We start from the raw sequence: 18,528 nt of genomic DNA on the forward strand, positions 1-18,528 counted from the left end.
CCCTTCTTTCATTTACGACTGTGGTTTTTATTCGCCCGCTGCGCTTTTTATATTGCCGTTACCGGCGCTTTGCTTGTCGGTAACTTCTTGCAGCCGGGGTTCGTCCCATTTGCCCGTTACCTGGTAATGCAGGGTCATTGCTCGCGATAACGGCGCCTTTAATAGCCACTGCGTCAAAAACGCGCCTACCCCGACAATGGGGTTGATGGCAATGCCCGCCAATGCGGCGCCACTCATATCCAGGTTGGGCACAACCATAGCCTGCAAGTTCAGGGTTTCGTCGACCAAATTAACATCGCCCCCCAGGCTGATATTACCGACAGGCCCTTCGACGCGATAGTTGTTGGTCGTCATCACGCCACGCTCGATGGCCAGCGTGCCCCCAAAAGAGTCGAATGGAAACCCCTCACGGAACATACCGTTGGGGTTCAGATCGAACGTCAACAGACGTTGGATAGACTGGAATGACAATAACTCCAGAATTCTTGCAGATCTTGAATTAACCGAACTGAACCGCCCTTTGCGCAAGTCGAGCTGCAACTGGCCACTGATGTCAGCGCGACTGAAGCGCCAGGGCATATTGCCCCAGCGAATGTTCCCGCTCATCGACCCATTGCCACCCGAGACCGTATCGGGCATGCCCAGACGCTCAAGCAATCCACCGAGGTCGGCAACTTTAAGCTCCGCATCCAGCGACAAACCACGGTCTGGCCCCGACAATTTCCAAAGCCCCGTTCCTTCGAGCTCGGCTGACTCATTCTTGATACTTAAACGATTCAGCTCCCACTGCTTCGTCTGCGGCGTATTCAGGCCCGAGACCATCAGCTGACCCAACGGTTTGCCATACAAGGTGAAGTTGCGGACCTCCAGCGCAAGCTCCGGGATATCGAAATGCTCCAGGCCGGTTTCATCAGGCGCCTGATCGGCCTTAGATGCCTCACCGTCTTGCCCGGCACGTCCCAGGGCTAGGCGCTCGAATTTGCCGTCTACCGCTTCACGTTGGTCCCCATTGGCCTCTTTCCAGAACAAGGTCCCGGCTGTTTCAGTTGCGCTGACATCAATACGCCACTGCGCCATGGGTTGATACGCGGCGGTTAACGTCGCCTTTTCAAGCTCAAGCCCATACACTTTAAGCTGCCCCGCCTGCACTCGAAGTTGGCGTAACGAAGGCAATAAAGGCAGTTTGCGCGAGCCCGTTGTCTTTACAGACGCGCGCCCCGATAGACTGCGATCGAACTCGTCCACGATATCCATCCAGATATCGGCATCAATTTCGGGATAACGGGCATCTACTGCAAGGCCGCGGGCGGGCAACACCGGTGTCTGCCCAACGCCAATGGCCACCGCATCGAAATAAGCCTGGGCGTCGCGAGCGACACGCCGCAACAGGCGCAAGCGGATGTCGTTGGGCAAACTAACGTCAAGACGCGCCGAACCGCCGTCCAAAGGTACCCATTCGGCACGCAACGTACGCTGCTGCTGCGCATCTTTACCCACCGGTTCTGGGAAATCGGCCGACAACCCCTGCAATGTCGATTGGACGGCCATGGCGTAACGACGGGTGGGTAAGCGTCGGACGGTGCCGGTGTAATCTATAGCGCCAGACAACCGCTTCATGCCTTCGAGATCTACAAACTCAGCCAGCGCATTGGCTGCAATGCGCCCCTCAAGAGCCAAACCCTTGCGCCCTCCCCCTATGCCGCCTCGCGCCGCCAACGGCCCACCCAAAAAAGTAGCTTTTAGGTTATCGGTGTCCAGCCCCGTGTCAGAGAAGTTCAGATGCCCGCTCACTTGCTGCAATGCGGGGACGTCCGGATCAAGCACGACCTGACCGCCATCAAATAAAATTTGCCCCTGGACTTTGGTGTCGTCGGTATTCAACAAGGGGACGCGCAACTTCAAGGGTACCTGCCACTGCCCGTCGGCCTGGGCCAGGTCTAGGGCGTTATCAAGCAAGCCACCAAGCGGAGAGTGATGTGCCAATGCCAGATAGGACGATGCTGGTGCCACCGATGCCCCCTGCACCGTCAGTACCGCATCGAACTCGATATTTGGAATGCGCGCCTTCACCTCTGTCAAAGCAATCGCAACATTTTCGGCAGGGCTGACTTGGGCAGATTCAGCAAACAAACGGAGGTCGACCCGATCGAGCATCACCAAGCCTTTCACGTCCGTCAGTCGAGGCCAACCGGGCCCGTTTGCATCAGCCGGCGCATAATCAATATCGGTATCTTCAAAACGACCGGCAATCTGAAACTTGCCCTGATCGGGGGCTTCGCCGAACGGAAAATAATCGAGCGGGCCGGCCAACACGATATCGGCCGATAGCAACTGCCCGGAAATCAACCCATAGCCCAACCATTCGCGCGCGTCAGGGTCGACCGATTTTGGCAAATGCGCGCCAATTTGATTCAGACTGGCCCGATTGAACCGCCCTTTAAAGTCTGCGACACCCGCCGTACCCGCATCACCCTGCTGCCATTGCCCCTGAAGCACCAAATCCATGGCGTCGCTAACCACATGAGCCTGCCGTACCGGCACCACAAAACGTTGCCCGGCGTCTAACTGAAATGCCCCGTCAAGAGCAATACGCTCAAAAGACAACGCGCTCTCGAAGACGTCGGGCATCGACAATTGCAGCTGTTCGGCCCGAAGCCGCCACTGCACTTCATCGCCTTCCACAGCAGGCGTAGGCCGGCTTTGCTCGACACCCAGCGCTTCAAAAATGGCTTTGATGGCAGACCATGGCCCGCCCGCATACACCTGCACATTTCCAGCCTGAATATAGTGGGACTCAAGCTCATCAAGCTGCCATCGGCCTTCGTTGATATGCACATCGGCCGTGATGACGGGCGACTGCCCCGGCAGCACATCAATCCACCATTGGCCCGAAACCTCGCCTTGGGTTAGATGCTGCGGAATATCGATCCAGGGCGCCCACGCCTGTGGCTGCAACTGAGTCATGCGTGTGTGAAGACGCCCGGACCAGGCATCCGGATCCGTGAGTTCTAGGGTTTGATCTTTATACTGAATTTCAGCCGACAAGCTGAGCGCCCCTGCCAGCGCCGCCGGTGCATTAAGCGTCAACGATGCCTGATACCCCTGGCCCGCCTTCATGAACTGCAAGGTCACATCGTCAAGCGTCAAGGGCCGGCCATCGCGCATTTCGTCGCGCCAGCGCAGTGTTGCGTGATCAAGGGCAATGTAGCGTTGCGCCAACAACCATTGGGCAAACGGATGCGGCGTGTCAGATGTACTACCATCATCGGCTTCAAGGGGTTGACCCATAAGCCATATACGGCCATCGGGCCCACGACGGATGTCGAGCGTCAGTCCAGTGGCTTCGAGACCCAGCAGCCTGATCTGCCCGCCCAGCAAACCCAGCCAATGCAATTGCGCGTTAACCTGGGGCAAAGAAAACACCTGCCGCCCCTGGGCGTTGTTCACGGCCAGTTGCTCGACCTGCAGGGATGGATTAAGCCCCGACCACGACGCCGACACCTTGCCTAGCGTGACAGGACTGCCCAGGGCGCCCGACAACTGCTGTTCGATGTAAGGACGCCAGTTGTCGATATTAGGCAGAACCCAGTAACGTACCCCTAGCACCAGGGCGGCCAGCACAAAGTAAAGCACCAGCGCCGTGCGGCCCAGCCAACGGATATAGGGGTAGATCTGACGCACGTGGGAGTATGTTTACCGGAACAGGGGGTTTTGTTGTATCTTTTGGAGTCTTATACCCGAATTATGCCTTAGCGTCTTCAATTACCCCATACCTGGCTGCAATCATGTCCCGTATTTCACTTGCACCGGCATTGCGCTGGTCGGGCGCTTTGCGCCGCAAAACCAGCGCCCACCCCGGCTTCGAATCATGGCTTGAACAGGCCAGCGGCCAATCTGTATCCGCGTCACTTATCGACAGCTGGTTTACCGAGCTGGCAGGGCACGAACTGACGGCCCCTGCCCCAACGCTCGACGTGCTGCGCAAAGCACTGCGCCAGACACGCGAACGGGTGTTCTATACCCTGCTGGTGCGCGACCTCGCCGGCCTGGCCCCACTCGAAGAGGTAGTCGGCGCCATGAGCCACTTTGCCGACCTGGCCATTGCTCAGGCCTACCGGGCAGTGGCGGCAGACCTGGCAGGGGTACATGGCATCCCCCTTGATCCCGCCACAGGCAACCCTCAAGAAATGCTGATCATCGGCATGGGCAAACTAGGCGGACGCGAACTGAATGTCTCGTCAGACATCGACCTGATCATGCTGTACGGCGAAGAGGGCGAAACCGACGGGCGCCGCCGCATCAGTCACCACGAGTTTTACGGGCGCCTCACGCAGCGCATGATGCCGGTTTTGTCAGAACCCGACGCCAATGGGCAAGTTTTCCGCACCGATTTGCGCCTGCGCCCCGATGGCGACTCAGGGCCTCTGGCCTGGAGCCTGGACGCCCTTGAAAATTACCTGATTACGCAGGGTCGCGAGTGGGAACGCTATGCGTGGCTGAAAGGTCGAGTGATTCCTGCCCAGGCATTTGCCGGCAGCAATATGCGCCAGCAAGAGGCCCAGCTCGAGGCCCTTCGCAAACCTTTCGTCTACCGCAAGTACTTCGACTTTGACGCATTGTCGTCGCTTCGGGCCCTGCGCGAACGTATTCGCGAAGACTGGAATCGGCGAGCCAGCCAGCGCAACGGCATCGACGCCACACACAATATCAAGCTCGGCGACGGCGGCATTCGCGAAATCGAATTTGTGGTGCAACTGAATCAGCTGATTCGTGGGGGACGTATCCCATCGCTGCAAAAGCGGGGACTGTTAAAAGCACTACAGCAACAAGTCATTACCGGAGTTATCGACGAAACGCTGGCCAAACGGCTTGAGTCGGCTTACGTATTTTTGCGCCGCACAGAACATTTGTTGCAGTATCGCGAAGACGAACAAACGCATTTACTGCCTCACAACCCGCAGCTTCGCGAAGACTTGGCCACCGCCATGGGGATGACGGTCGGCGAATTTGAAGAAACCCTGGCCGCCCACCGTGCCTTCGTCAATGGTACTTTCCGCAACGCCTTCCGGCTTGCTGGTATGGGGGACGACGGCGAAACTACGGCCAAAGCGCCCGAGCCCGAGCCTGGCACCGCTACCGCAGCCGACGATGCCATGGCCCGACATATCGAAACTCATTTCGGCAGCCCGAACGAAACACTGCTTCAGCGTATCGACAGCCTGCGCCAAAGTCACCGAGTGCGCAGCCTGCCCACCACCAGCCGCCGACGTCTCAAGGCCCTGTTGCCAGCCATTATCGAAACAGCCGCCAAGACCGCCAACCCCGAACAAACGGCGCTGCGCCTGCTCGAACTGATCGAACAAATCGTGCAGCGCAGCCCGTACCTGGCGCTGCTGGCCGAATACCCCGAGATTCTGGCCCGCGTCGCCCGGATTGTGGGTGCCAGCCCGTGGGCGGCGCAATACTTGCGTCAGTATCCGCTTCTGCTCGACAGCCTGATCGAGTGGCACTCCCTCATGGCGCCACCCGACTTCGTCGAACTCGCGCAGCATATGCGTAGCGAACTCGATGCCTGCATGCTGCCGACCGGGCAGCCCGACGTCGAACAGCAAATGAACCTGATGCGCGACATCCAGCGTCAGGTCAGTTTTCAGTTACTAGCGCAAGATCTGGGCGGCGTACTCAGCGTCGAACAACTGGCCGACCAGCTCTCGGCGCTAGCCGATATGCTGCTGGCGGAAACCATTCAACGCGTCTGGCCGCTGGTTCAACCCAAGGGTCAGACCGTCTCCCCCCTGCCGGCGCCCCGGTTTGCCGTCATTGCCTATGGCCGGCTAGGGGGTAAAGAAATCGGTTACGCGTCTGACCTCGACCTGGTCTTTGTATACGACGACGATCGCGACGATGCTGGTGAAATATACGCCAAACTGGGCCGCCGCATGGCCTCGTGGCTATCTACCATGACCTCATCGGGCCGTTTGTACGAAATCGACCTGCGCCTGCGCCCCGACGGCGACGCCGGCGTGCTGGCCGTGTCGCTTGATGCCTTTGAACAGTATCAGCTTGAACATGCCTGGCCTTGGGAACATCAGGCTATTACGCGCGCCCGTTTTGCCGCCGGAGACCCGACCGTAGGCGCACGATTCGAAGAAATCAGGCAGCGTGTTTTGCTCTTGCCGCGCGACCCCAACAAACTGCGTGACGAGGTCAAGGTGATGCGCGAAAAAATCGCGGCCGGCCACCCCAACCCCACCGAGCTGTTCGACCTCAAACACGATCGTGGTGGCATGGTTGATATCGAATTCATTACGCAATACCTGGTGCTCTCAACATCGACCGCCCACCCCGAGCTGCTCGACAACCTGGGCAATATTGCCCTGTTAGGTCTGGCCGCACGCGCCGGCCTGATACCGCAACAACTGTCAGCCCAAGTTGCCGATGCCTATCGGGTGTTTCGAAAGGCGCAGCACGAAATGCGACTGCAGGGTAACGATATTGCGCGAATTCCTGCTGATCAGTTCCTGCCTGAACGCGAGGCCGTATGCGCGCTCTGGAAGGCGGTCATTGGTGATTGAACCCAAGCCCCAGGGTAAAACACGCCCGTCGGCGCTGGCCCTTTTGAATTTCCGGCAGCCCGCTTAAAATAACGGTATGACTGACATTAAACGCCCCATCCTCGATCTGCCCGAATCACGCAAGAAAGTCTTGCTGCATTCTTGTTGCGCCCCCTGTTCCGGCGAAGTCATGGAAGCCATGACAGCGTCAGGGATTGATTACGCCATTTACTTTTACAACCCCAACATCCACCCTGACCGCGAATACGACATTCGCAAAAACGAAAACATCCGTTTTGCACAAGAGCACGGTATAGAATTCATCGATGCCGATTACGACCGCGACAACTGGTTTGAACGCGTCAAAGGCCTGGAAAACGAACCCGAACGCGGCGAACGCTGTACGCAGTGTTTCGATATGCGCTTCGAGCGCACCGCCCTGTATGCCTACGAAAACGGTTACGACACCATCACCAGTTCGTTGGGCATTTCTCGCTGGAAAGACATGAACCAGATCAACGGGTGCGGCGAACGCGCAGCAGCGCGCTACCCCGGCATGTTGTACTGGACATACAACTGGCGTAAAGGCGGCGGGTCGGCCCGCATGATCGAAATCAGCAAACGCGAAAACTTCTACCAACAAGAATACTGCGGCTGCATCTATTCGCTGCGCGACACTAATCGCCACCGCAGGGCCCAGGGCCGCGATCCCGTGCAAATCGGCGTCAAGTTCTACGGTCGCGAAGAAATCCTCTAGGCCAAATCGCTATCGACCTCAGCCGAGGTCTGTATCGCACTCGAACGCTGCCGGGTCGGGCCGCTCAAACGCCCTCATTCAGCCGGTCATATTTATGCCAAAAACATCGGGCGCCCTGGGGCGCCCGATGTTTTTGGGTAAAGCCGGTGTTACTGCAACGTACGTTCGAACACAAACTTGTCATCCTGCCAATCGACCGGAATCACGTCTTTGGGTCCGAACTTGCCTTCCAGCAACAAACGTGCCACCGGGTTTTCAATGTGCTGCTGAATCGCCCGTTTCAACGGCCGGGCACCAAACACGGGATCAAAGCCTGTTCGAGCCAACTGCGCCAACGCCGCATCCGACACCTCCAGACGCATCTCTTGCTGAGCCAAACGCTGCTGCAAGCGCTGAATCTGGATCTTGGCAATAGACTCGATGTGTTTGGCATCAAGGCCATGGAACACCACAACTTCATCGATACGATTCAGAAACTCGGGACGAAACGACGTTTTGAGCTCCTCCCAGACGACCTCTTTAATGACCTCATAGGGCTGCCCGGCCATACTCTGGATATGTTGCGATCCTAGGTTCGACGTCATCACGACAACCGTATTACGGAAATCGACTGTACGCCCCTGACCATCGGTAAGACGACCGTCATCGAGCACCTGCAACAACACGTTAAAGACATCCGGGTGGGCCTTTTCTACCTCATCCAGCAATATCACACTGTAGGGTTTGCGACGCACCGCTTCCGTCAGATAGCCTCCCTCTTCGTAACCGACATAGCCCGGAGGCGCACCGATAAGGCGAGCCACCGAATGCTTCTCCATGAACTCGCTCATGTCGATACGAATCAGATGCTCTTCAGAGTCGAACAAAAAGTCGGCCAATGCTTTGGTGAGCTCGGTTTTACCCACCCCCGTCGGCCCCAGAAACAGGAACGAACCGTAAGGACGCGACGGATCGGACAAACCCGCACGCGAACGGCGAATAGCGTCGGCCACCAGACTGACTGCTTCGTCTTGCCCAACCACACGGCGGTGCAGATGGTCTTCCATACCCAGCAACTTGGCGCGCTCGCCCTGCATCATTTTAGACACGGGTATGCCGGTGGCGCGTGCCACCACTTCAGCGATTTCTTCGGCGCCCACCTGGGTGCGCAGTAAGCGTGGCTTGTCTGTTTCGGCGGTCTTATCGCCGTCGCCGCTAGCCTCGGCCGCCTTCAGCCGTGCTTCCAGCTCGGGCAATTTGCCGTACTGCAGCTCGGCCAGCTTGTCGAACTGACCCTTGCGTTGCAACTCGGCCATCTCGGCGCGCGTACGCTCGATTTCCTCTTTCACCGACTGTGATCCCTGAACGGCCGCCTTTTCGGCCTTCCAGATTTCTTCGTAATCGTTGTACTCGCGTTGCAGCTTTTCAAGCTCGTCTTCAATCGCTTTCAGGCGGCGCAACGAACCCTCGTCGGTCTCTTTCTTGACAGCCTCACGCTCGATTTTGAGCTGAATAATGCGACGATCCAGCTTGTCCATGACCTCTGGCTTGGAGTCGATCTCCATACGGATGCGCGCCGCCGCCTCGTCGATCAGGTCGATGGCCTTGTCCGGCAGGAAACGGTCGGTAATGTACCGGTGGGAAAGTTCGGCCGCCGCCACAATAGCCGGGTCGGTAATGGCAACACCGTGGTGCAGCTCGTAGCGCTCTTGCAAACCGCGCAAAATGGCAATGGTCGACTCGACGTCGGGCTCGTTAACCAACACCTTCTGGAATCGACGCTCCAGCGCGGCATCTTTTTCAATGTATTTGCGATATTCGTCGAGGGTGGTCGCCCCAATACAGTGCAACTCGCCGCGCGACAAGGCCGGCTTGAGCATATTGCCCGCATCCATGGCACCCTCGGCCTTGCCGGCACCCACCATGGTGTGGATCTCGTCGATAAAGACAATAATGCCGCCTTGGTCTTGCGATAGCTCTTTGAGCACTGCTTTCAGACGCTCTTCGAACTCACCCCGGTACTTGGCGCCGGCCAGCAAGGCCGCCAAATCAAGAGAAAGCACCCGCTTACCCTTCAGGGTTTCGGGCACTTCATTGTTAATAATGCGCTGGGCCAGGCCTTCGACAATCGCCGTTTTACCCACGCCAGGTTCACCGATCAGGACCGGATTGTTTTTGGTGCGACGCTGCAGAATCTGGATGGCACGGCGGATTTCGTCGTCGCGGCCAATCACCGGGTCGAGCTTGCCTTCGCGCGCGCGTTCCGTCAGGTCGGTCGTGTATTTTTTCAGGGCTTCGCGATTAGACTCGCCTTCAGCGTCGGATACCGTTGCGCCACCCCTTACGGCCTCAACTGCGGCCTCGAGCGGCTTGCGTTGAAGGCCAGCCTCGCGCAGCAAACGCCCAGCTTCACCTTTGTCATCGACCAGCGCCAATAAAAAGAGCTCGCTGGCAATATAAGTGTCGCCGCGATTAGACGCCTCTTTGTCGGTACGCGCCAAAGCGGCCTGAAGTTCGCGGCCAACCTGCACATTGCCGCCGGCCCCTTTGACCTGAGGCAGTGCCTTTATGGCCGTATTCAGGCTAGAAGTCAGGCGACTGGTGGCCACACCGGCTCGCGCCAGCAAACTGCCAGTGCCGCTATCGGTATCGGCCAGCAAAGCCGCAAGCACATGCACCGGCTCGATATACTGGTTGTCATTTTGCACAGCCAAGCTTTGCGCGTCGGCAATCGCTTGCTGAAATTTCGTGGTCAATTTGTCGAATCGCATAATCGTCTTTCACTGTAGGGTAAGAGCATCTGCTCGAATGATGATTAAATAAGGCCTGCCAAAGAAATTTCAAGATGTGAAATGGATAAGTTCAAACAACTGGAAAGTTTTGTCGCGGTAGCTGCGCTGGGTAGCCTGTCGGCGGCGGCCCGAGCCCAGGACATCGCCCCCACCATGATGAGCCGACGTCTGGACGCCCTGGAAGCCCGTTTGGGGGTCAAGCTTTTTGTACGATCGACACGCCGCCTGTCGTTGACCTCTGAAGGTGCGCTTTTTCTGGAAGAAGCCCAGCGCATTTTGCGCGACCTGGCCGAAGCCGAAGCCCAAGTGGCCCAAGGCGGGACGCGCCCCAGCGGCCCGCTGCGAATCAGCGCCCCGGCAGGGTTTGGACGGCGCCACATCGCCCCCCTGCTGCCCGACTTTCTGCAACGCTACCCTGACATCAGCATTACGCTTGACCTGAGCGACCGACTGGTCGACCTGATCGACGAACGCTATGACTGCGCCATTCGTATTGGCGACCTGGACAATTCGCAATATGTGGGCATACGGTTGGCCGACAACCGCAGGGTGATCGTCGCCTCGCCCGACTACCTTAACCGTTTCGGCCGTCCCAACACGCCCGACGATCTGGTCAACCACAATTGCCTGTCGTTCGGCACCCAGGGCAACCAATCGCGCGGGTGGCTGCTGAAACAAGAAGGCCACGTCAAAGCATACCGGGTCAAGGGCACCATGAGCAGCAGCGATGGCTCGGTACTGCACGCATGGGCGCTGGCCGGATGCGGCCTGGCATGGCGATCGTTGTGGGAAGTACGCCAGGACATCGATGAAGGCCGCCTGGTCACCGTGCTTGACGAATTCGCCGCTCCGCCCAACGGTATCTTTGCTCTTATGCCCGAACGCCGACATATCCCCCCCCGATTGCAGGTTTTTACCGACATGCTTAAAGTCACGTATGCGCAAACCAGCTACTGGGATTCACACTAAGCATTAATTTTTAAAGCATGTACAATGATCAGACAATCTGCCCATTAGCTTATGCCATAGAGCTATGTGCATATGCCAGCCGCGCATAATCAGTCTGTTTCCTGTATGCAGAAAAAAATCCCGCTGACATCCGATTCCCATCGCTGTTCGACCTGCATGCTTAATAGCCTGTGCCTTCCGGTGGGGATGTCAACTGTCGATATTGCTCGTTTCGAAGAAGTCGTCCAAGAGCGCATACGTATCCCAAAAGGCGACACCCTGTTTGCAACAGGCGATCCAGCCCATGCCATTTACGGCATTCGGTTGGGCTCGATGAAAACCCAACTCGAAGACGCAACCGGCCATATCCAGGTCACCGGCTTTCTGTTGCCTGGCGAAATCGTCGGGCTCGACGGCTTCCTGGAAGGCAAGCAGCTTTCGCACGCCATTGCTCTTGAAGACACCGAAGTCTGTGTTGCCCGGGTCAATGAAATTGACCGCGTTATTGCACATGTGCCGGCGTTACAGCACCAGTTGCGCAGGCTGACCAGCCAAGAAATCAAAAGGTCGCAGCAATTAGTCATGGCGTTGGGCGTGCTGCGCTCCGAACAGCGCCTGGCCGCGTTTTTGGTCAATATGTCGCAACGGCTTTCCATTTTGGGGTATTCGTCAACCGAATTCATTTTGCGCATGAGCCGCGAAGAAATCGGCAGTTACCTGGGCCTGACTTTGGAAACCGTCAGCCGGCTGTTTTCGCGGTTTGCCAAAGAAAACCTCATTCGTATTCATCAGCGCGAAGTCCAGTTGCTCGACTTGCCAGCCCTGCGTGAACTTGCCGGCAGCGACTGCGGCTAAGCGAAGGCAGGCTTCACAAACCATCGTCTTTTAGTTTGGCCGGCCCCTCGGGGGGTGCCATGTACAGCGTCAGCGCACTCGACAACGCCGTGACCACCCAAAAAATAAAAAAGCCTGCGGCATAAACAACCTCGCGGCTGAAATGCATTGAACCGAACACGGCGATGTCTAAAGGGTCGATCAGCGCAAATACTGCGGCACTGCCCGCCCCGGCCAGCAAAAAAGACGGCCATAAAATCCACATTAAAGAATAGCGGTTCATGGCTTGCCCCTTACGTCGTTTTGCGTGGCTGCCGGCGGTGTCTGCAAGGTGCGGTCTGGGCCTACCCGCTTGACGACCAAACCCTGCCGAACGCCCCCATCGGTAATAGCTTCGCCGCTAAAGTGTTTGACCGCCAGCGCAATAGTGATGGCACACCCCACCAACGCCAGAAACGGCCCGGCCATAATGATCCAGGGCCAGGGTTCTTTCCACCAGGGGTTTGTTGTCTTGTTTTGCTCAGTCATGGCTCCACCTGATTATTGTTCGAGTTTACTGAGGTACGTAAAAGCTGGTTTTTTCAGCAACGTTGCGCGGTGCAATTTCCGGGTTTAGGTCGGAAACGATAATTGAAATATCGTGCATGCCCGGCTGTACCTGACCGGCCGGCGCGCGCACGATAACCGGCACCAGTCGGTTGGCCGACCCCTCGACGTAAAAATAAGAGCGTTGTGCGTTTTCGGCCAGCGCAATCGATAACCCTGGCAGGCCATCAGCCCGCAACTGCAAGGTCAGCGGCGCCTCGCTGGTATTCATGATCTGCAAACGGTAAACGTTTTCTATCAGTCCGCCAGCCACTTCTCGGCCCAGCGCCCCACGGTCACGGATGACATCAACCTTAAGCGTCTCGCGAACCACCAGCGCATACAAGAAGCCCGCCATAATGACAACCAGTAAGCCGATGTAGAACAGCACGCGCGGGCGAAACACGCGCTTGCGCGCTTCGGCTTGAGTCAAGCGTTCGGTGATTGCCGAGCCCGATGTATAACGTATCAGACCCTGCGGGTATTCCATTTTGTCCATCACCTGATCACAGGCATCGACACACGCCCCGCACCCTATGCACATATACTGCAGGCCGTCGCGAATATCGATGCCCGTGGGGCAAACCTGCACACACAGACTACAGTCGACGCAGTCGCCCATCCCGGCCTCTTTATGATCGATACGCCGCGAGCGCCCGCCGCGCGGCTCGCCTCGGACGTGGTCGTATGTGACCACAAAGGTATCGTCGTCGACCATAACGCTTTGAAACCGCGCATAAGGGCACATGTACTTGCACACGGCTTCGCGCATAAAGCCGGCATTACCCCACGTGGCAAAAGCGTAAAACACCATCCAGAACCACTGCCAGGGCCCTAGCGACAGCGCCAAAAGGCCTGCGCCCAGCTCGCGGATAGGCGCAAAATAGCCAATAAACGTAAAACCCGTCCAGAAGGCAATAAGTACCCAGACCAGATGCTTGGCCGCTTTCAGCCTGAGTTTTCGCAGTGTCCAGGGTTGCTCATCGAGACGGATGCGCGCCAGGCGATCGCCCTCGATTTTGCGTTCGACCCACATGAAAATTTCGGTGTAGACGGTTTGAGGGCAGGCATACCCACAAAACAACCGACCTGCGATGGCGGTAAACAAAAATAGCGACAACGCCGACAAGACCAGTAAAACGGCCAAATAAACGACGTCTTGCGGCCACAGCACCATGCCAAAAATGTAAAACTTCCGCGCCCCCAGATCGAACAATACTGCCTGACGCCCACCCCACTCCAGCCAGGGCAGCCCGTAGAAAATGATCTGGGTAAAAAACACCATGATGATGCGCCAGCGGGCAAAAATACCGCTGACCGAACGCGGGTAAATTTTGCGACGCACATCGGCCAGCGCTTGCTCGACCTGGGGCGACGCCCCTTTGGACACCGTCGCCTCGACCCTGGGCGGCTGCCATGCCGGGATCGGCTGATCCCCGGTCAGGGGTTCAGTTGAGACGACGGGTTTCTTGTCCATGATGCTTCCGGTTAGTTATTAGACAAACCCCAGACATATGCTGTCAGCATACGGATCTGCTCTGGCGTCAGGATGCCCTCTTGTGCAGGCATCTGGTTGTTCCGACCGTTCATGATGGTTTGGACGATAGTTGCCGCCGAACTGCCGTATAGCCAAACGTCGTCGGTAAGGTTGGGCGCCCCCAGGGCCTGGTTGCCCTTGCCGTCAACCCCATGACATGCAGCACAGAACGTTTCGAAGCCACGCTTGCCGGGGACCACCATCAGCGGATCGCTGGCCAGCCCCGACAACGACCTGACATATTGTGCGATAGCTGCGGCCTCGTCGGGCTTAACCTGGGCCGCCATGGGCGGCATGATGCCGTGACGGCCTTTGGTAATGGACTGCATGATTTGCTCGGGAGAGCCGCCGTACAGCCAATCGTTATCGGTCAGGTTGGGAAAGCTGGGCGCCCCCTTGGCGTCAGAGCCGTGGCACTGGGCACAGGCATTCAAGAACAGACGCTGACCGATCTCGCGGGCCTGCTGCTCTTTGGCGATCTCGGGAATCGACATGGCTTCGTAACGCTGATACACGGGCCGGATTTTTTCGGCCAGCTCGGCTTGCGCCTGCTTCACGGACTCGGCGGATGAGTAATTCAGTATCCCCGGGAACGTGCCCAAGCCGGGGTACAAAACCAGATAGCCCAGGCTGAACACACAAAGCAAGACATAAAACACCGTCCACCAGCGCGGAACGGGGTTGTTAAGTTCGGTTAGATTGCCATCCCAGACGTGGCCGGTATCGTCTACCTGCTTGACGTCTTTGCCAAGCCACCGACGTTGCGTAAACAAGAGCCAGACGCAAAAGGCGATACCCAGCAAGGTAACGCTGGTAATGAAATACCCCCAGAAACCACTGAAAAAGTCACTCATGAGAATCCCCTTTTGACTGACGGCCCAACGGTGGCGTGCTGCCGTTGTCTTCGGTGGCAGCCTCATCGGGCAGCGCAAATGGCAGCATGGCCGCTTCTTCGTTGGCTTTGGCGCGACGCTTGGAAAACGCCCAGAACACAATGCCTATAAAGGTCACCAGTGCAATTAAAGTAACAATGCCGTTAAGAACGCCCATGATCAGCGACTCCCTTCTGCCACGGCCTTGGCGGCAGCTTCGCGACCGGCAACGCCCAAACTCTGTAAATAAGCCACCATGGCATCTTCTTCGGTCTTACCTTTAAGTTGCGCCGGTGCCGCTTCGATTTGCTCATCGGTATAAGGCACGCCAAGCACACGCAGGGCGCGCATACGTGCCTGCACATCGACGCCTTCCACCTTGTTCTGGGCCAACCACGGGTACGCCGGCATGTTCGACTCTTTGACCAGATCTCGGGGGTTACGCAAGTGCACACGGTGCCATTCGTCGGAATAACGACCGCCTACACGCGCCAGATCGGGCCCTGTGCGCTTGGAGCCCCACAAGAAGGGATGGTCGTACACGAACTCGCCCGCCAAAGAGTATGGGCCGTAACGCTGAACTTCGGATTGCAGCATACGGATTTGCTGCGAGTGGCAACCGACGCAACCCTCACGAATGTAGAGGTCGCGCCCCACCAGTTGCAGGGCCTCGTAGGGCTTGACGCCCTCGGTAGGCTGCGTAGTGGAATGCTGGAAGAACAACGGGACGATCTGAACCAGACCGGCAATACTCACCACCAGAATACTTGCGATGATCATCCAGCCAATATTGGTTTCGAGGGTGTCGTGACTGAAAAATTTCTTTTTCTCGTTGGCCATGTTGTTTCTCCTTATGCCGATGCAGCGCCAGTCACGGCTTTGTCTGAAGCGGGCCCAACCAGCGCAGGATCAGTGCTGTCTGGGTTGTACAGATAAACCCGAGGATTTGGCCTGGGCTGGCCCACTACCGTTTTGAACGTGTTCCAGGCCATCAACAACATGCCCGACAAGAACATGATCCCACCCAGCAAGCGGATGAAATACAAGGGATAGGTTGCCTTGACCGACTCGACGAAGCTGTAGGTCAGCGTGCCGTCATCGCCGGTGGCGCGCCACATCAGGCCCTGCATGACACCCGCAACCCACATCGATGCGATATACAGCACAACACCAATGGTGGCGAGCCAGAAGTGCAGCTCGACCTGCTTCATGCTGGCCATTGCGGTGCGACCATACAAACGAGGGATAAGGTAATAAAGCGACCCGAAAATCGTCATGGATACCCAGCCCAGCGCACCCGAGTGCACGTGGCCGACTGTCCAGTCGGTGTAGTGCGACAGGGCGTTAACCGTGCGGATCGACATCATCGAACCTTCGAAGGTGGACATCCCGTAGAACGAGAGCCCCACCACCAAAAACTTGAGGATCGGGTCAGTGCGCAACTTGTACCAGGCGCCAGACAAAGTCATGATCCCGTTGATCATGCCGCCCCACGAGGGCGCCAGCAGAATCAAGGAAAACACCATACCCAGGGCTTGGGTCCAGTCGGGCAGCGAGGTGTAGTGCAGATGGTGAGGGCCGGCCCACATATAGGTAAATGCCAGTGCCCAGAAGTGCACAATCGACAGACGATAAGAGTAAATGGGGCGTTCGGCTTGCTTGGGCACAAAGTAATACATCATGCCCAAAAAGCTGGTGGTTAGGAAAAAGCCCACCGCATTATGACCGTACCACCACTGCACCATGGCATCTTGCACGCCCGCATAGGCCGAATACGATTTCCACATCGAAACCGGGATTTCGATGTTATTGAAAATGTGCAAAATGGCGATGGTCAGAATGTACGAGCCAAAGAACCAGTTGGCCACGTAAATATGGCGCACACGGCGTTTGACAATCGTGCCAAAGAACACCACCGCGTAAGCCACCCAGACCAGGGTAATGAGGATGTCGATGGGCCATTCGTATTCGGCGTATTCTTTGGTGCTGGTGAAGCCCATGGGCAAGGTTAAAAAGCCCGCCAACAAACAGGCCTGCCAACCCCAAAATGTAAATGCCGCCAGCTTGTCGGAAAACAGCCTGACCTGACAAGTACGCTGCACCACGTAATAAGACGTAGCGAACAGGGCAGTACCGCCAAACGCAAAAATGACGGTGTTGGTGTGCACCGGCCGCAAACGGCCATAGCTAAGCCATGGCGTATTGAAATTGAGTTCCGGCCAGAAAAGCTGCGCCGCAATCAATACACCCACCGCCATGCCAATAACCCCCCAAAATATGGTCATGATGGTGAACTGCCGCACCACACCATAATTGAAGGTCTCGGCCTGTTTCCCCAGCGTGCCGGAAGTGCCCATGAGAATCCCCTAGTTGCGAAAAGTAAAACGAATATTGTTGTTAATTAAATTTTGTCGTCCGTCTGGCCGGCTTCGTCAGGCGGCGCAGTCGCATCATCATCTTCGAGAATTGACCGCGCAGCCTCGTCGGCATCGTCGAACTGGCCTGAAAAAATAGCCCACCAAAATGCAATACCGATGACAACCACCAAAACCAGCGAAATGGGCAATAACAAATACAACGCCCCCATGGTATGGCCTTAACCCTGAACTGCAGCTGACAGCGGCAATACCGGCGGCACCGACATTCGTCGGTAAAGGCGCCAGGCATTGGCGGCAACAGCAAGCGATGACACCAGCATGGTGATCGCGGCCAGCCAAGGCTGGACATAGCCCATGGCAGCCAACGGCGTCAACAACAGATGCCAGGCCATAGACCCGTAAAGACTTTGATTGGCGGTGCGACGGGCGGCCTCTACCAGAGCGTTGAGTTCGGCCGGGGTCAGGTCAGCGCGTTCGAGGGCGACGGCATGGGCGGCCGATACGGCCGTGGGTACCGACATGGCCAAAGCGCACGGGCAACTGATGACCAGTAAAGCCACTGTGACAGCCACCGCGTGTTCGGGCGCATAAGAAATCCAGATGGCGCCCACAACAAAAGCCAGACCCAGTTGCGCAATGGTGAACCACAATGCAACGCGATCGGCCCCCACCGACATCAGTGCGCGGGCCGATTCGATGCGCTGATGAGCAGGCGCTGTTTGCCTGCCCGCCGGGCCAGCCGTCTGACGAGCGCAGAATTCGAGGTAGCGGGCCGTTAACAAAAAGGCCACAAACATGGTGACCGATTCGAAGTAGACCTCGCCTCGGTTGACCCAGGTTGCATAAGCGCTGGGAATGAACGCAGCCAGAATCCCCAGAGCGACAGGGACATCCATGCTGACCGACGCCTGGCGCAACCGCGAAAAAGCCCCCCGCCACACAGGCCAGGCGCAGTACAAGACGACAGGAACGGTCAGAACCAGGCTAAGCCAATTGAGCAGCACAATGGCCTCATCGAGGAACGACAAGTCTTCGGGTGACATGGGCCGATGACGCACATAGCCCGGGAAGGCGAACATCATGACTTGCATCATGCCCAGCCAGGCCAGGCCCAGACGCGCAAGCATATGACGCCGATCGTTGCGATCGGCATCGGACAGATTTTTAGGCGGTGCAAATAACGTCCAGGCTGACATGTTTAAAACTGTACATGAAAGATAGGTTTAGATGCTTGATCAAAATCAAGACCCGCTACAATGCAAAAACTTCGGCCTATAGGGGCCTGATCACTG

At 57.2% G+C, this 18,528-nt stretch carries 15 protein-coding genes; 4 read left to right on the forward strand and 11 right to left on the reverse strand.

Annotation, left to right across the window (positions count from 1 at the left end; genetic code table 11):
• Positions 1-27 precede the first annotated feature (27 nt).
• On the reverse strand, positions 28-3,681 hold the full coding sequence (locus PuT2_RS07445; protein ID WP_093970382.1) for a YhdP family protein: 3,654 nt from the start codon (positions 3,679-3,681) through the stop codon (positions 28-30).
• 101 nt (positions 3,682-3,782) lie between these two features.
• Between PuT2_RS07445 and glnE the strand changes: the two genes are divergently transcribed.
• Positions 3,783-6,575, forward strand: coding sequence for a bifunctional [glutamate--ammonia ligase]-adenylyl-L-tyrosine phosphorylase/[glutamate--ammonia-ligase] adenylyltransferase (gene glnE / locus PuT2_RS07450; protein ID WP_371596578.1), 2,793 nt, complete (start codon positions 3,783-3,785; stop codon positions 6,573-6,575).
• Positions 6,576-6,651: 76 nt separating this feature from the next.
• Positions 6,652-7,311 (forward strand): epoxyqueuosine reductase QueH, encoded by a 660-nt coding sequence (locus PuT2_RS07455; RefSeq protein WP_093970384.1) that lies wholly within the window; start codon positions 6,652-6,654, stop codon positions 7,309-7,311.
• 149 nt (positions 7,312-7,460) lie between these two features.
• Here the strand turns inward: PuT2_RS07455 and clpB are convergent, their stop codons facing one another.
• Complete coding sequence (clpB, locus tag PuT2_RS07460; protein ID WP_093970385.1) at positions 7,461-10,061, reverse strand: ATP-dependent chaperone ClpB; 2,601 nt, start codon at positions 10,059-10,061, stop codon at positions 7,461-7,463.
• Positions 10,062-10,142: 81 nt separating this feature from the next.
• Between clpB and PuT2_RS07465 the strand changes: the two genes are divergently transcribed.
• A complete protein-coding gene (locus PuT2_RS07465) occupies positions 10,143-11,051 on the forward strand; it encodes a LysR family transcriptional regulator (RefSeq protein ID WP_093970386.1) in 909 nt (302 codons plus the stop codon).
• Positions 11,052-11,156: 105 nt separating this feature from the next.
• Positions 11,157-11,885, forward strand: coding sequence for a helix-turn-helix domain-containing protein (locus tag PuT2_RS07470; protein WP_093970552.1), 729 nt, complete (start codon positions 11,157-11,159; stop codon positions 11,883-11,885).
• A gap of 13 nt (positions 11,886-11,898) precedes the next feature.
• Here the strand turns inward: PuT2_RS07470 and PuT2_RS07475 are convergent, their stop codons facing one another.
• The 9 genes from PuT2_RS07475 to PuT2_RS07515 are packed head-to-tail and all read right to left on the reverse strand — an operon-like array spanning position 11,899 to position 18,432.
• A complete protein-coding gene (locus PuT2_RS07475; RefSeq protein ID WP_093970387.1) occupies positions 11,899-12,147 on the reverse strand; it encodes a hypothetical protein in 249 nt (82 codons plus the stop codon).
• On the reverse strand, positions 12,144-12,392 hold the full coding sequence (locus PuT2_RS07480) for a hypothetical protein (protein WP_093970388.1): 249 nt from the start codon (positions 12,390-12,392) through the stop codon (positions 12,144-12,146). The genes PuT2_RS07475 and PuT2_RS07480 overlap by 4 nt, the downstream gene beginning before the upstream one ends.
• A gap of 25 nt (positions 12,393-12,417) precedes the next feature.
• Positions 12,418-13,926, reverse strand: a complete 1,509-nt coding sequence (gene ccoG, locus PuT2_RS07485; protein WP_093970389.1) for a cytochrome c oxidase accessory protein CcoG — start codon at positions 13,924-13,926, stop codon at positions 12,418-12,420.
• An 11-nt stretch (positions 13,927-13,937) separates the two neighbouring features.
• The gene (gene ccoP / locus PuT2_RS07490) at positions 13,938-14,840 is read right to left on the reverse strand and encodes a cytochrome-c oxidase, cbb3-type subunit III (protein WP_093970390.1); all 903 of its coding nucleotides are present in this window, start codon (positions 14,838-14,840) and stop codon (positions 13,938-13,940) included.
• Entirely contained in the window at positions 14,833-15,036 is a 204-nt protein-coding gene (locus PuT2_RS07495; protein ID WP_093970391.1) for a cbb3-type cytochrome c oxidase subunit 3, read from the reverse strand. The genes ccoP and PuT2_RS07495 overlap by 8 nt, the downstream gene beginning before the upstream one ends.
• Positions 15,037-15,038: 2 nt before the next feature.
• Positions 15,039-15,698 (reverse strand): cytochrome-c oxidase, cbb3-type subunit II, encoded by a 660-nt coding sequence (ccoO, locus tag PuT2_RS07500; RefSeq protein ID WP_093970392.1) that lies wholly within the window; start codon positions 15,696-15,698, stop codon positions 15,039-15,041.
• An 11-nt stretch (positions 15,699-15,709) separates the two neighbouring features.
• Positions 15,710-17,215, reverse strand: a complete 1,506-nt coding sequence (gene ccoN / locus PuT2_RS07505) for a cytochrome-c oxidase, cbb3-type subunit I (RefSeq protein ID WP_093970393.1) — start codon at positions 17,213-17,215, stop codon at positions 15,710-15,712.
• Positions 17,216-17,259: 44 nt separating this feature from the next.
• The gene (ccoS, locus tag PuT2_RS07510) at positions 17,260-17,445 is read right to left on the reverse strand and encodes a cbb3-type cytochrome oxidase assembly protein CcoS (RefSeq protein WP_093970394.1); all 186 of its coding nucleotides are present in this window, start codon (positions 17,443-17,445) and stop codon (positions 17,260-17,262) included.
• A gap of 9 nt (positions 17,446-17,454) precedes the next feature.
• Positions 17,455-18,432 (reverse strand): hypothetical protein, encoded by a 978-nt coding sequence (locus PuT2_RS07515; RefSeq protein ID WP_093970395.1) that lies wholly within the window; start codon positions 18,430-18,432, stop codon positions 17,455-17,457.
• Positions 18,433-18,528: the final 96 nt, after the last annotated feature.

Origin of the sequence: Pusillimonas sp. T2 (assembly GCF_002236805.1) — a bacterium.
Classification (GTDB): Bacteria; Pseudomonadota; Gammaproteobacteria; order Burkholderiales; family Burkholderiaceae_B; genus Neopusillimonas.